The organism is Vibrio sp. V01_P9A10T6, assembly GCF_963877065.1.
Taxonomy (GTDB): Bacteria; Pseudomonadota; Gammaproteobacteria; order Enterobacterales; family Vibrionaceae; genus Vibrio; species Vibrio anguillarum.
On record NZ_CAWNTB010000110.1, the window covers coordinates 40,430 to 55,073 of the forward strand.

Sequence of the window (14,644 nt, forward strand, 5' to 3'; positions counted from 1 at the left end):
GATACCTTTTGTCTTTTTAGCGATGTATTTCTTTAGACAGAAATATAAAACCGCTGACGAAGCAGCGGTCTTTTCACGTTCTATCATCTTAAGTTAAGCGTTTAATCGCCTTAAGCTGCATCTTCTTCTGGTGCTTCGTCTTTTACCGCTTTGGCTTTTTTAGGCTTAGCCGGTGCAGGCTTGCGCTTTGCGCCAAGTGCGTAAAGCACTTCTTCTTTGTTTTGCGCTAAGAACATCGCCAAAGCTTCTTGCTTGGCTTCATCTTCTAGCAACTCACTTTTCCCTAACAGTTCGAAAAGCTCATCTGCCATATCGAGCATTTTGTCATAAGCGTCAGCGTCTGCTTTAGAGGTAAAAGTCATCTTTTCTTCTCCGTTGCGTTCCACCACGTACTTGACGATTACAGCCATGGTTAATCCTCTAACTTAGTCATTAATTCTACTGGCTGTTTATACAGTTTTTAAACCATGAAGTCTAGGTGAGCAGGAAAAAGTGAGAGGTGGATGGCTACTCTTTGTTCCATTGATAACAAAATTCAATAAAGTGTTTGAGCAGTGGGCTTTGGTATTTTTCTTTATGCACCAATAGCCAAAAACGGCGTTTCATGTCCAGCGGAACATCGAGTCTTTCAACCCGGCCATCTTGCAGTGCTGAATGCGCAGCAAGGGTGGATAAACAGCCCAAGCCTAACCCTGCCGAAACACTGTTGATTAAGGCTTCAGTGGTATTCAATTCAAAGGCTTCATGCCACTGCTCAAGTCGTGGTGCGATAGCCCGTAAGAAAAACTCTCGCGAGCCAGAACCCGCTTCGCGCAATACCCATTGGCTCTGTTCGAAATCATTGAGGGTGAGCTGATTTATCATTGTGAGTGGATGTTCGGGTGCGCAAATAATACACATTTCATCGTGTGCAAAAGGCGTTGAAATCAGCTCTGGGTGCAGTGTTTTTCCTTCAATCAACGCAAGATCCAGTTCGTAATCGACCAACTTTTGGCAAATCAGCGCCGAGTTGGAAATAAACAAACTTTGCGAGATGTGTTGGGTTTGCTGGCGAAATTGACTGAGTAGATAAGGCGCAACATGGTTGCCAACCGTATCACTGGTGCCAATGCGCAATTGGCCTGCGAGGGTTTGCTCACTGTCAAACAGTTGGTTAATGTTGCTCGCACGGCTTAGCAGTTCATCGGCGAGCGGCAACAGTTTTTGTCCCTCTTGATTGAGGATTAAACGGTTATTGACCCTATCGAACAGCGCATGCCCAAGCTGTTTTTCCAGTTCAGACAGTGACATGCTCACGGCCGCTTTTGACAAAAACAGCGCCTCTGCGGCTTGGGTCAAGGTTTTGTGTTGCGTAATCGAAGTGAATACTTTCAATTGCTTAAGAGAAATATTGGCAGCCATAATTTTGTTTAATTAATCTGAACGTGTGTTCTATATATTTAGATATATCAGAACAAAAGGCAAGCGTATGATAGCGACATTGAACAACTACTTTGTTAGTTCTGATGAGAGGTCAATATGATTCGAGCAGCAAAAGCGAAAGTTATGGGTGCGCCAACCCCTATGGCGGGTTTAGCTCTAGGCATCGCAAGCTTGGGTTGGAGTTGGGAAAACTTTGCACCATTACAAGGTTATGGCCAATTAAGTGGAGCCGTTATTGCCAGCGTGTTACTGGTGGTTCTTGCGTTTAAATTTCTCTTTCATGGCCACTTATTACGCCAAGATCTCGCTCATCCGGTCGTGGGCAGTGTTGTGCCTACTTTTGCGATGGGCACCATGGTGGTTTCCAATTCATTAGGCCATTTTTACCCAATGGCCGGTGATGCGTTATGGCTATTTGCTGTGGGTTTACACATCATCTTCTTGGTCAGTTTTTTGTACCATCGCGCGCAGTCTTTTGAACTTCACCACATGGTGCCAAGTTGGTTCGTTCCACCTGTGGGTATTATTGTGGCCGACGTGGCGTTTTCTGGAAACCCAGCACTTGCACCAATCGCAAATGCAACTATGATGTTCGGTTTAGTCGCTTATGCGGTGATGCTGCCGATGATGATTTACCGTTTCATGTTCACACATGAAGTTCCAGATGCAGCAAAACCAACCATGGCTATTTTGGCGGCACCAGCGAGCCTCTCATTGGCTGGTTACTTAACTGTCACGGCTAACCCATCGCCAGTGATTATCGGCATTTTATTTGGTATTGCCGTGTTAATGACAACGATTATCTACTTAGCTTTCTTTAAATTATTACGCTTGCCTTTTAGCCCAGGCTACGCAGCGTTTACCTTCCCAATGGTGATTGGTGCAACGGCGCTATTTAAACTCACACATTGGATGGAAACCGTTGGGGTGAGTGCTGAGTATATACAGCAAGTGCATTGGTTAGCTGGGTTAGAGTTGATTGTGGCAACTATTGTGGTGGGTTATGTTGCTATTCGTTACTTAAATTTCTATCAACCTCATCGCGTGCTACTCAGCAGCATGAATGAGCTAGAAGAGCAAGATGAACACGCATTGAACTGTGAAATGAAATAGCCTGCAGTTTAGGCAATTCAAAACATAAAATTCTCAAGTATAGAATGCACTTATGCTAATCTCAGTCCTTATTGTGACAAGAAAAGCGTGAGTGCATTTTGTTTACTGTCTACCATTCCAATAAAGTCGATACCTTAAAGATCCTACTCGTGCATTTGATCAAAAGTGCACCGTTAGCCAACCCCTTTGAGAAAGAGCAGATCTTGGTGCAAAGCCCGGGGATGTCGCAATGGCTCAAAATGGCCTTAGCGAAAGAGCTCGGTGTGGCGGCGAACCTTGAGTTTCCTCTACCGGCGACCTTTATCTGGGACATGTTCACTAAAGTGCTACCTGATGTACCTAAGCGCAGCGCTTTTAACAAAGAAGCGATGACGTGGAAACTGATGCATCTGTTGCCAACCTTGCTCACGCTCGACCCCTTTGCCCCTTTGCAGCGTTATCTTGAACAGGATGATGACCATTCCAAGCTCTATCAGTTGGCCGAGAAAATTGCCGATATTTTTGATGGTTATTTAGTCTACCGCCCCGATTGGATTGCCAAGTGGGAGGCGGGCGATGATGTGAGCGAGATTGGTGATGAACACCCATGGCAGCCGATATTATGGCAAGCCTTATATCAATACACGCTAGATCAAGGCCAGTCACACTACCATCGTGCCAATCTCTATCAAAGTTTTATTGATCAGATTGCGCGTGGCTCGGTTGATTTAACCAAACTGCCCAAACGTTTGTTTATTTTCGGTATTTCATCACTGCCGCCTCGTTATATGGATGCACTCAAAGCGTTGGGCGAGCAGATTGATGTTCACTTGATGTTTACCAACCCTTGTCAGCATTATTGGGGCGATCTTCGAGATAGAAAAACGCTCGCCAGACTGCACAGTCAGCAACGTAAAACGTTCGCCTTACAAGGTGATGAGATTCAGTTTGAAGGGCAACGCTCGCCGCTTAAAGGTGACATTGAAGCTAACCTCGTGGATGAATTGCATACCGAAGCTGCGGTTGGCAATGAGTTATTGGCCTCGATGGGGAAACTTGGGCGCGATAATCTTTTTTTACTCTCCCAAACGGAAAATGAAGAGCACGAATTTTTTATTGATCTGCCACGCGATAACTTATTGCATCAGTTGCAGGCCGACATTTTACATTTGCAAGAGCATCGAGATGATAGTCAACTGGACAGTAGCGACCACAAACAAGTGATTGCTTTGGATGATCCATCGCTCACTCTTCATGCTTGCCATAGCCCGATGCGAGAAGTGGAAGTGTTGCACGATCAATTGTTGGCAATGTTTGATGCTGACCCTGAACTGAAACCGCGCGATATTATTGTGATGGTGGCGGACATCAATGCTTACAGCCCAGCCATTGCGGCAGTATTTGGTAACGCGCCGGGTGAGCGCTTTACTCCTTACTCCATTTCAGACCGTACGGCAGATCAAGAGAGCCCGATCTTAGCGGCATTTATGCAATTAGTGCATTTGCCCGATTCTCGCTGCCTGGCATCAGAGTTATTAGAGCTGCTTGAAACTCCTGCGATGATGGCAAAATTTGAGCTTAATGAGCAAGACTTTGCGCAAGCCAAATTGTGGGTAGAAGAGTCAGGTATTCGCTGGGGGCTCAATGCGAGCACCGCGCAACAATTTGAGTTGCCACAGACCGAGCAAAATACTTGGCAATTCGGGATTGAGCGCATGTTACTTGGTTATGCCATGCCTGCTTCAGCGGGTTTATTTACGCAAGGCGAAGTGACGCTCGCGCCTTATAATGAAGTGCAAGGCATGAACGCTGAATTGGCGGGTAAATTAGCGCACTTTATTCAGCAAGTGAGCCATTACCGCGAGCAGTTAGCACAAATCCAAAGCGTCGACGAGTGGCGTCGCTTGCTCGGTGAGATGCTTGGCGCTTTTTTCAAGGTTGAGCTGGAAGGGGAGCTCGCACTCAAGTCGATTCGCGACACCTTGTCGCAGTTAAAAGATCAACTGGCCGAGGCCGGTTATGAGCAAGCACTTGCGCCAAGTATTATTACTCAATATTTGCAAAACAAATTGTCAGGTACGCGCATCAGCCAGCGTTTTCTGGCGGGACAAGTCAATTTCTGTACTTTAATGCCAATGCGTTCCATCCCTTTTAAAACCGTTTGTTTACTAGGAATGAACGATGGCGTTTACCCGCGCACTATGCCAGCCGAAGGGTTTGATTTGATGAACGGTCGCACCCGCGCTGGCGATCGTTCGCGGCGTGACGATGACCGCTATTTGTTCTTAGAAGCGATGCTCTCGGCGCAGCAAACCTTGTACATCAGCTACGTTGGGCGCTCAATTCAAGATAATACCGAACGCGTTCCTTCGGTGTTGGTCTCTGAGCTTTTAGAGTATTGCCAACAAAATTACTGTTTGGTCGGGGATGAAGCGCTTGGCTGCGATCAATCGGCCAAAAATTTAGCCTGTGCTTTAACGACCACTCACGCCATGGTGCCTTTTAGCCCTAATGCTTTTTTGAGTAAAACTGGTAGCTATGCCAAAGAGTGGCTACCTGCCGCCAGTCGGCAAGGGCGAGCCAGTGGTGAGTTTAATCTCGCCCTAAGCGATTATTTACAAGGGGCGAGCTTTCCTGTCAGTTTAGATCTGGTTGAGCTGCAACGGTTTTGGCGTTTGCCTGTGCAATATTTCTTTAACCGTCGCCTTAAAGTGACGTTCGAGCCTCCGTTACCGGTAATGGAAGATGATGAACCTTTTGTCTTAAATGGCTTAGAGAGCTACCAGTTACGTGATGAACTGCTAGAGTTGTTGCTTGATCAACCCAATTCACCGCATGCCCTTGAGAGATTCATCGACCAGCAGCGCGCGCAAGGAAAGTTACCGATTGGTGCTTTTGGATCCTTGGAATTTGAAACTAATCGCGTGCAAGCACAAGAATTGGCGCAAAGAATCGCTTTCTTATGCCATTCGCCACTTGATGACCAAGAGATCGATCTGCGATTTGAATTGTTTGGTGAAGGCAAAAACGTACAACTGACGGGGTGGCTGACTAAGCGCTATCAATCCGGTTTAGTGCGCTACCGCAGTGGTTCGATTCGCGCGCAGGACTATTTAGCCGCGTGGATTGATCATCTCTCACTAGCGGCGATGGGCGAAAGTCAACCTACTCATTTGATGGGCTACGATCGTAAAGAAGGTGTGCAGCATTTTATTTATCCGCCCATGCCCGATACCAAACAAGCCAAAGCGTTGCTCGCAGAACTGGTGGGTTTGTTTTATCAAGGTATGACAGCGCCGCTCGCTTACTTTCCAAAAACCGCGTTAGCCTGTGTGGAAGCTGGCTTCAGCCGTGGTCAATGGGTTGATGATCGCGATAAATCGCTCAAGAAAATGGCTGATAGCTTTAATGAAAGTTACATGAGCCACGGTGAAGGAAGCAATGTTTACATCGCGCGGATTTGGCCGCAGTGGAATGAAGCCTTAGCTGAGCAGGTGCGTTTATTGGCCACGTTGGTGATGCAAGGACCACGATTGTGGGTTCAAGTGGCGCAGGATGTTTAGCGATGGATAACTGCTTGGAAAGTAAAGTGGCCGCCAGTCAATCATTATTGTGTAGGGCGTTTTCTGTACGGCCACAGGTCAGAGGGACCATGATTTGGTTGGTTCGCATCATCGTGAGATTGACGAAACACGTGGCGCGGATAGTAAAGGCTGCCCGTTTGGCGAACCGTGAGAAAGATCTCACAACGTCTTAATTTATAAACTTATTTTGATTATTCATACCATTATTCAAGCGCGATCACATTCGCTTGCGTATTCAAAGGCTAACTGTTTATGAGTATGACCCCGGCTACGGTCACAACACCATTAAATACCCTTACGTTCCCGCTGCACGGTGCAAGGCTTATCGAAGCGTCGGCGGGCACAGGTAAAACCTTCACCATTGCAGGTTTGTATTTGCGCCTATTACTTGGGCATGGTGATGCAAAGTCACGTCATCAAGTGCCACTGACGGTCGATCAAATTCTAGTGGTGACCTTTACGGAAGCTGCCACTGCTGAGCTTCGTGACCGTATTCGGCGGCGCATTCATGAGGCGCGTATCGCTTTTTCGCGCGGTTTCAGTGATGACCCTGTTATCAAACCGCTACTTGAGCAAACCAGTCATCACAAGCAAGCGGCGCAAATATTACTGCAAGCGGAACGGCAGATGGATGAAGCGGCAGTCTATACCATTCACGGCTTTTGCCAGCGTATGCTCACCCAAAATGCGTTTGAATCGGGAAGCCGTTTTAATAACGAATTTGTGACCGATGAAAGCCATCTAAAAGCGCAAGTGGTCGCGGATTATTGGCGTCGTCAGTTCTATCCGTTGTCGATTCAGCTTGCTGCGGAAGTGCGCCGTTTATGGTCATCACCAGCGGCGCTGCTTGAAAAAATCAGTGGCTATTTAACTGGCTCGGCGCTAACGCTCTCTGTTGAAGCGATGAGTGGCGATTTAAGCGCGCTTTATCAATCGTGCCTGTCACGCATAGAGTCGTTAAAAAAGCAGTGGCTTGATTCATGCGATGATTTACCGCCGTGCATTGAAGCTTCAGATTTGCATGCAGCAACCAAGAAAGCGTTACTGAAACGGCTAGAAGGGTTAGCGTTGTGGGCGAGCAACCCGCAGCATGAATTGAACCTACCGAGCGAATTACAAGAGTTTGCACAAAGCGCGTTGGAGGCTAAGTCGAAAAAAGGTCAACCCCCGCAACATGCGCTGTTCACGACCATTGAGCTCTTTTTGCAACAACCCATCAGCTTAGAAGCGCCGCTGCTAGCGCACGCTATTACTCATTGCCGAGCCATGCTTGCCAAAGCGAAAGCACAAAAGCAGTGGTTATCGTTTGATGATTTGCTCACTCAGCTTTCTGCCGCGATAGATAATGATGAGCTGGGCATACTGACTGAGCGGATTCGCAGCCTTTACCCCGTTGCGATGATCGATGAATTCCAAGATACCGATCCGCTGCAATACAGTATTTTTAGCCGCATTTATCTGCCTAAGGCTGAATGCGGTTTGTTTATGATTGGCGACCCAAAGCAAGCGATTTACGCGTTTCGTGGTGCAGACATTTTTACCTACATCAAAGCGCGTAAACAGGTGAGCGCACACTACACCTTGGGGACCAACTGGCGTTCTAGCGCGAATATGGTCAATGCCGTCAATCAGATTTTTAGTACGCCTGATAGTGCTTTTATCTACGACCAAGACATTCCCTTTTTACCCGTTGAAGCCAGTCCAAATGCGCAGCAGCGTCAATGGTGGCTTAACGGAACCGTGCAACCTGCGCTCACCTATTGGCTGCAAGAAACGCAAGACAGCCCGTTGCCAAAAGGCGAATACCTGCAATGCATGGCCAAAGCGTGCGCCAGCCAAATTCAGAGTATTTTGAGCGCCGCTCAGCATCAACAAGCGTACTTTGATACTGCTAAAGGGCAAAAGAGCGTGCAAGCTGGTGATATCGCAGTCTTAGTACGGACGGGTAATGAAGGTCGTATGGTGAAAGAGGCGCTCGCTACGCAAGGCATTGCCAGTGTTTATCTCTCGAACCGCGATAGTGTTTTTAGCAGCGAGGTAGCACAAGATGTACAGCGTCTATTGCAAGCGGTACTGACTCCTGAACATGATCGCGCCTTGCGGGCTTGTTTGGCCTCACCACTTTTCGCTTTAGATGCTGCCAGCTTGGATGATTTAAACAACGACGAATCGGTATGGGAAAACGCGGTTAACGAATTTAAACAATATCGCCAATTGTGGCTTGAGCGCGGCGTGCTTCCTATGTTGCGCAGTGTGATGAGTAAACGTCACGTCGCTGAACGTTGGTTGGAAGAGCCGCAAGGTGAGCGCTCACTGACCGATTTTATGCACATTGGTGAGCTACTACAGCAAGCGCGACAAGAGATTGATAGCGATCACGGTTTACTGCGTTGGCTGGCACAAGCTATCAGTGACGCCGAGCATGGCTTAGGGGGCTGTGATGATCAAATTCAACGTTTGGAATCCGAACGTAACTTGGTGCAGATCGTCACCATTCACAAATCGAAAGGTTTGGAATACGACTTAGTGTTTCTGCCGTTTGTGGTCAGCTACCGAGAGGCAAGTGAAGGCAAATATCATGATGCCGTGAATGAGGAAACTGTGCTGGATATTACCGCCAGTGAAGCTTCTCTCAAGCAAGCAGATAAAGAGCGACTTGCGGAAGATCTGCGCTTGATTTATGTAGCGCTGACTCGTGCTGTGTATGGCTGTTTTATCGGCATTGCGCCGCTGCGTAATGGCCGCTCCACCAAAGAGCCAACCGGTGTGCATTTAAGTGCCATTGGCTATCTGCTGCAAAATGGTCAAGCCGCAGGCATTGCCGATCTTAACGCTGCGCTGCACGCTCAATCTAATCAATACATTCGTGTTTCTGAGCCACCAGCCGAGCAACCAGAGCCGTTTAAAGCGTTGAGCGTCGAGACGCCGGTATTGAGTGCCAAAACACTGCAAGCGCAGATTGACCGTTTTTGGCGAATGACCAGCTATTCTGGGTTGGTAAAACAAGGTGTGAAACACGCTAGCCACGACGCGAGTTTAGAAGTCTCAGGCTTTGATATCGACTCTGTTGATGAGCAAGCGGAAGCTTTACTGGTTGAACCTGAACGTTCCATTTTCACTTTTCCACGCGGTGCAACGCCCGGTACTTTTTTGCATTCTCTCTTTGAAGAGGTAGAGTTTACTGAGCCTGCTAGCAGCGATGCTAACCAAAAAGTGATACTGGATTTACTGGTGCGAGAACAAATCGATATTGAATGGTTACCAGTGTTACAAACGCTGGTCGATACCGTGTTACAGACACCTTTAGATGGCAAAACGTTGCGTTTGAACCAAAAAACCGCCACTCAGCGCTTGGTTGAAATGGAATTTCTATTACCGATAGAAGTACTGAGCGCTCCTGCATTGAACCGTGTCATTCAACGCCATGATCCACTGTCGGCTAAAGCTGGAGATCTTGGTTTTTACACTGTGCAGGGCATGCTGAAGGGCTTTATTGATTTGCTGTTTGAGCATCAAGGAAAGTATTACGTGCTGGACTGGAAGTCGAATCATTTGGGGGATGATGTGAGCGCCTATCATGGCGAGCGTTTGAAAGCGGCGATGGCAGAGCATCGCTATGATTTACAATATCAACTCTACGCATTGGCGCTGCATCGATTCTTACGCAGTCGTCTAGCAAGCTATGACTACCATCGCCATTTTGGCGGAGTCTATTATCTCTTTTTGCGCGGCATGGATGGCGAGTCTGAGCATGGGATTTTCTCAACCAAACCGAGCTTTGAACTGCTTGATGAGATGGACAGATTGATTGATGGAGAAACCGTAGATACTCGCGCGACCGATGCAGGGCAAATGGAGTTAGATTTATGAGCAGTACGCTAATGACAACGCTTAAGCAGTTAGCGGAAAAAGGCGCTATGCGTCAGTTAGATTACCAATTCGCGCGTTTTATCGAACAAAAAAGCCAGCAGCAACTTGGCGCTGAACATAGCCAAGCGCTCGGATTTATTGCCGCGGTGGTCAGTGCTGAATTGGCCAAGGGGCATATCTGCTTACCTTTAGTGGATGCTTCAACGGCGCAGGGTGTCGACCTTGCGGCTAAGTTAGGCTTGTTTGGTGAGGCTGCATTGGCGGTCAATCAGCACCTATTGGCGATTGATTGGCCTTGGCTACTCAACCGTTCAGACTTAGTCGGACAACAAGGGGAAGCGGTGCCTTTAATGTTTGATGGGCAACGTTTATACCTACACCGTTATTGGCATTATGAAGTTACCTTAGCACAGCGTTTAATCAGCTTTGGGACACCCATGAGCCTAAAGCCTACTGATGTCCAAAAGCTAAAGTTGCTGCTCGATACGCTGTTTGCGCGTCAATACCACTTTCTGCTCCATGCGCTTCGCCAATTGCCAGAGACAGCCAATGCATCAGCACGCCAGCAACAAGTGTGTGATTTTCTGGATGTGGTCAACTCCGATGAACTTGATTGGAATGAGATTGATCAAGTCATTAGCCAAGCACGTATGGCGAAAGAACTCGAAGCATTAGAGACGCTGATCCCGCAAAGCGTTTGCATCAACTGGCAAAAAGTCGCAGCGGCAGTGGCACTGACACGCCGCTTTGCCGTGATTTCTGGCGGGCCGGGAACCGGTAAAACCACCACGGTTACCAAATTACTAGCCGCTTTGATTACCCAAGCCCAACAGCAAGGTGAGACGCCCACCATTAAATTGGTGGCACCAACGGGTAAAGCTGCGGCACGTTTAACGGAATCGATCGGTAAAGCGGTGGCTGAACTGGCGGTTGAGCCGGCGTTGAAAGCGGCGATTCCCACCGAGTCGAGCACACTTCACCGTTTATTGGGCGTCATACCTAACAGTGTTGAGTTTCGTCACCATCAGCGTAACCCGCTGCATTTGGATATATTGGTGGTTGATGAAGCATCGATGGTCGATTTACCGATGATGGTCAAGTTAATCGAGGCATTACCCAAACACGCGCGCTTGATTTTACTGGGTGATAAAGACCAACTCGCGTCAGTAGAAGCGGGCGCTGTGCTGGGGGACATTTGTTCATTTTTGACCTTAGGCTACAGCCGAGCGCACAGCGAGCACCTAGCTAAGTTAACAGGCTATCAAACACTGATTGCTCATTCACACCCTAACGCAACCCCGATTTCAGACAGCTTATGTATGCTGCAAAAAAGCTACCGTTTTGATGTCCGATCAGGCATTGGTCAATTAGCAAAAGCGATTAATGCTGGGCAAGTGGCTATGGTGGATGAGGTGTTAAAATGTAATTATGCTGATATTACGCACCACTCACTCAGCAGTGAAAGCTATAACCTAATGCTGAAAACCTTAGTCAAGGAGTATGGTCGTTATCTCACGCGCATCGAGAGTTCTGGTGCTTATGCTGCGGAAACTCAAGCCCAAAAAGCCAAAGCCGTATTGGATTGCTTTAATCAATGTCGTTTGCTTTGCGCTATTCGTGAAGGGGATTTTGGTGTAAGTGGTTTGAATCAACGCATTGAACGTGCGCTGGTCGCACGTAAGTTGATTAAGACTCAAGATGAGATTTGGTATCACGGCCGACCCGTGATGGTGGCGCGTAACGATCATGGGCTGGGTTTGTATAATGGTGATATCGGCATATGCATGCTTGATACGAGCGAGCAAGAACCGCGTTTGAAAGTGTATTTTGAGCTGCCAGATGGTAGCGTGAAAGCCATTTTACCAAGCCGCGTACCAGAGCACGAAACAGCCTATGCGATGACCATTCATAAATCACAAGGCAGTGAGTTTGATCTAACGCTGATGATTTTACCGCCTGATTTTAGCCCGATATTGACCAGAGAGCTTATCTATACTGGTATTACGCGGGCTAAGAAGCAGTTGATGCTTTTTGCTGACATGGGAACGATGAAACGAGGGCTAAAGATAAAAACGCAGCGAGCCAGCGGCTTAGTTACGAGATTAGACAAGAGACTAGCGTAAATCAGCAACTGGAATAAACGAGTTTGAGCAGTCCCCACACAGTTTGAAGTTTACATGGTATGTTGAATTCATTCCGTTGTTTAGGGGAAGCTCAATTAATGATTTGGTGTGCTGCTATGCGAAAGCATGAGTAAAAGAGATGTTTCTGATTTTATAACGATCTTGCGAGCTGAGTATAAAGACTCGTAGCTTGTCGTTAACGGGAAATACGCAATGCACATGTTGGCCTTCAAGGAATTGGTTATCAGCCATATCCCAAAAGCTTTGAAGTGAGTTACAAATAACAGTTTTCATAGAATTTTTGCTCTTAAGTACGTGTCGTAGTAAAAGCAATCCGTGCAAGCCGACCTACTGGTATCTGACCAATCGGTATAAAGCCAAGTTCCTGTGTTGTTCATTAAATGTACATCATTAATGATGTCGGCGGATTCTACACATAATATTAAGTTAAATAAAGCGCTTATTTTGTATACAAAATAATGAAAACGTTTGCACTTGATCAAAGATAAACTATTCACCATAACTTAACGAATAAATACAATATCCTGACGTTAGAGCGTCAGGACTAAAATTTTTGAACGGCGTTGATAGTTGTACAAACTCTGTTTAGTTATCGGTAACGATTCCACACCGACTTCATAAAAACCTTGTTCTCTAAACCAATGCAAACTGTGCGTTGTCAAAACAAAGAGGCGATCTAAACGCATCGATTTTGCTTGTTGCTTCATGTGATTGAGTAACAATAAACCGCGGTTGCCGTCCCGATACTCCTGGTGAATAGCAACACACGCCATTTCTGCCATGCCCTCTTCTGGGTAAGGATAAAGCGCGGCGCAACCAATCAATAAGCCATCTTTATCAATAATCGTGAATTTGTGGATCTCTTGCTCTAACTGCTCACGTGAACGCCGTACTAATATTCCTTGTTCTTCTAACGGGCGGATTAAATCGAAAATTCCGCCGATATCATCGATCTGTGCCTGACGGACTTGTTCGGCACTTGCCATGACAATCTGAGTACCGATCCCGTCAAAAGAGAACAACTCTTGGATCAAAGCACCATCTTGTTTGTAACTGACTAAGTGACTACGTGGCACACCTGCGCGGCACGCTGAAACGGCGGCTCGCAGAAAGCGTGAGGTACCTGAGCTATTATCCTGAACTTGGTCGGTATCTGCTTCAATACGCTGCATTATCCGTTCAACATCAGATGGAAATAGTTCAGCAATCGCGTTGCCTTGCTCATCGATAATGCCTTGCTCTGAGCAAAAACCGATCAGCTTATCTGCTTTTAGGCGTATTGCGACTTGTGTGGCTACTTCTTCAGAGAGCAAATTAAAACATTCGCCAGTGACGGAACTCGCAATAGGCCCCAGTAGCACGATCGAACCTTGGTCAAGCATACGGTTGATGCCTTCAATATCAATACGGCGAATGCGGCCACTGTGGCAATAATCGACACCATCATCTATACCTAATGGTTGAGAGATAACAAAATTACCACTAACGATATTGAGCTGAGTTCCTGCCATTGGCGTGTTATTTAAGCTCATTGAAAGGCGTGCTGTGATAGCGAGTTGGAGCTGCCCCGCGGCTTGCATGACTAAGCTGAGCGCTTCCTCATCAGTGACCCGAATGCCTTTGTGATAAGGAGTGGAGCAATGATGTGTCGCCAGAATTTGATTGATTTGTGGGCGAGCACCGTGCACCAAAACAATTTTGACACCAAGGCTATGCAGCAGTGCGAGATCGCTGATGATATTAGCGAAATTTTTATCGGCAATCGCTTCACCGCCGAGCATGATCACCATGGTTTTACCACGGTGAGCGTTAACATAGGGAGCAGATTGTCTAAATCCTTTAACGAGAGCTGTACTGCGAATTTTCACTCTGAGAGCACCTTGGTGTTTAAATATGTTCAAATGATGACTTTTTATTCACTTGTCGGCAAGTGGTTTTTTGAGTTTGGTGCAATTATTCAATCGCCGATTTTATCTCTGATTTAGGACACGTTAGACTGCTTGCCAATAAAGGCGAAATATGGCCAAAACCAACGAGTTGAGTCGCATGAAAATGACAAAAAACGTAGGCCTTACGGTTACGCCTCAGGCAATAAACTTACGAAGACGTAAGTACATTGAACGAGGTTTGATGCTGCTTGTGATTATCGGCTTGATTTCCGTAGCGTCGCTATACGGTGATCTCTTTACTCGGTTGGAAAACTATTTTTCGCCAAAGGATGAGGTGTATGGGGTTTGGGTTGAGCAATATGTTGCCCCTTATTCAGCCAAACGAATTGAATTGAGCAAAGCTGGCGTGATCAGTAGTGGCCGAGTACTCACCACTTCATTTGAGTTTGATGGTCATTTTTTAGAATACCAGATTGGTGATACGAGCTATCGTTACAAAATGCGTGATGATAACAATACCGAAATGACACAAATGTCGTCGTCGCACTACAATCCAACCTTCCGATTGTCAGGAAAATACCAAAAAAACCTCCGTTAACAATTCGCTGATTGCGGTTTAGGCGCGAGTTTGTCATGCTTTTAG

The 14,644-nt window shown here is 46.9% G+C and carries 9 protein-coding genes; 5 read left to right on the forward strand and 4 right to left on the reverse strand.

What is annotated here, in order from left to right; all coding sequences use genetic code 11:
- Positions 1-110: 110 nt before the first annotated feature.
- Both AACQ21_RS05850 and AACQ21_RS05855 read right to left on the reverse strand, forming a co-directional pair.
- A complete protein-coding gene (locus AACQ21_RS05850; RefSeq protein WP_010318120.1) occupies positions 111-410 on the reverse strand; it encodes a YebG family protein in 300 nt (99 codons plus the stop codon).
- 97 nt (positions 411-507) lie between these two features.
- Positions 508-1,401: a LysR family transcriptional regulator gene (locus tag AACQ21_RS05855; protein WP_105977225.1), complete on the reverse strand. Its 894-nt coding sequence runs from the start codon at positions 1,399-1,401 to the stop codon at positions 508-510.
- Between the two features lie 117 nt (positions 1,402-1,518).
- Between AACQ21_RS05855 and AACQ21_RS05860 the strand changes: the two genes are divergently transcribed.
- The 4 genes from AACQ21_RS05860 (at position 1,519) to recD (ending at position 12,091) form a co-directional block, all read left to right on the forward strand.
- A complete protein-coding gene (locus AACQ21_RS05860; protein ID WP_105977226.1) occupies positions 1,519-2,535 on the forward strand; it encodes a TDT family transporter in 1,017 nt (338 codons plus the stop codon).
- A gap of 98 nt (positions 2,536-2,633) precedes the next feature.
- Positions 2,634-6,077, forward strand: coding sequence for an exodeoxyribonuclease V subunit gamma (gene recC, locus AACQ21_RS05865; protein ID WP_105977227.1), 3,444 nt, complete (start codon positions 2,634-2,636; stop codon positions 6,075-6,077).
- Between the two features lie 273 nt (positions 6,078-6,350).
- Positions 6,351-9,968, forward strand: coding sequence for an exodeoxyribonuclease V subunit beta (gene recB, locus AACQ21_RS05870; protein WP_105977228.1), 3,618 nt, complete (start codon positions 6,351-6,353; stop codon positions 9,966-9,968).
- On the forward strand, positions 9,965-12,091 hold the full coding sequence (gene recD, locus AACQ21_RS05875) for an exodeoxyribonuclease V subunit alpha (RefSeq protein ID WP_105977229.1): 2,127 nt from the start codon (positions 9,965-9,967) through the stop codon (positions 12,089-12,091). Before recB ends, recD begins: the two co-directional genes overlap by 4 nt.
- A 114-nt stretch (positions 12,092-12,205) precedes the next feature.
- Here recD and AACQ21_RS05880 read toward each other — a convergent pair whose 3' ends face one another.
- Together AACQ21_RS05880 and argA are read right to left on the reverse strand one after the other, a co-directional pair.
- Complete coding sequence (locus tag AACQ21_RS05880; RefSeq protein WP_013856153.1) at positions 12,206-12,385, reverse strand: hypothetical protein; 180 nt, start codon at positions 12,383-12,385, stop codon at positions 12,206-12,208.
- A gap of 257 nt (positions 12,386-12,642) precedes the next feature.
- Positions 12,643-13,980, reverse strand: coding sequence for an amino-acid N-acetyltransferase (gene argA, locus AACQ21_RS05885; protein WP_026027647.1), 1,338 nt, complete (start codon positions 13,978-13,980; stop codon positions 12,643-12,645).
- 178 nt (positions 13,981-14,158) lie between these two features.
- Between argA and AACQ21_RS05890 the strand changes: the two genes are divergently transcribed.
- Positions 14,159-14,599, forward strand: a complete 441-nt coding sequence (locus AACQ21_RS05890; protein WP_258174230.1) for a DUF2850 domain-containing protein — start codon at positions 14,159-14,161, stop codon at positions 14,597-14,599.
- The last annotated feature ends 45 nt before the right edge of the window (positions 14,600-14,644 follow it).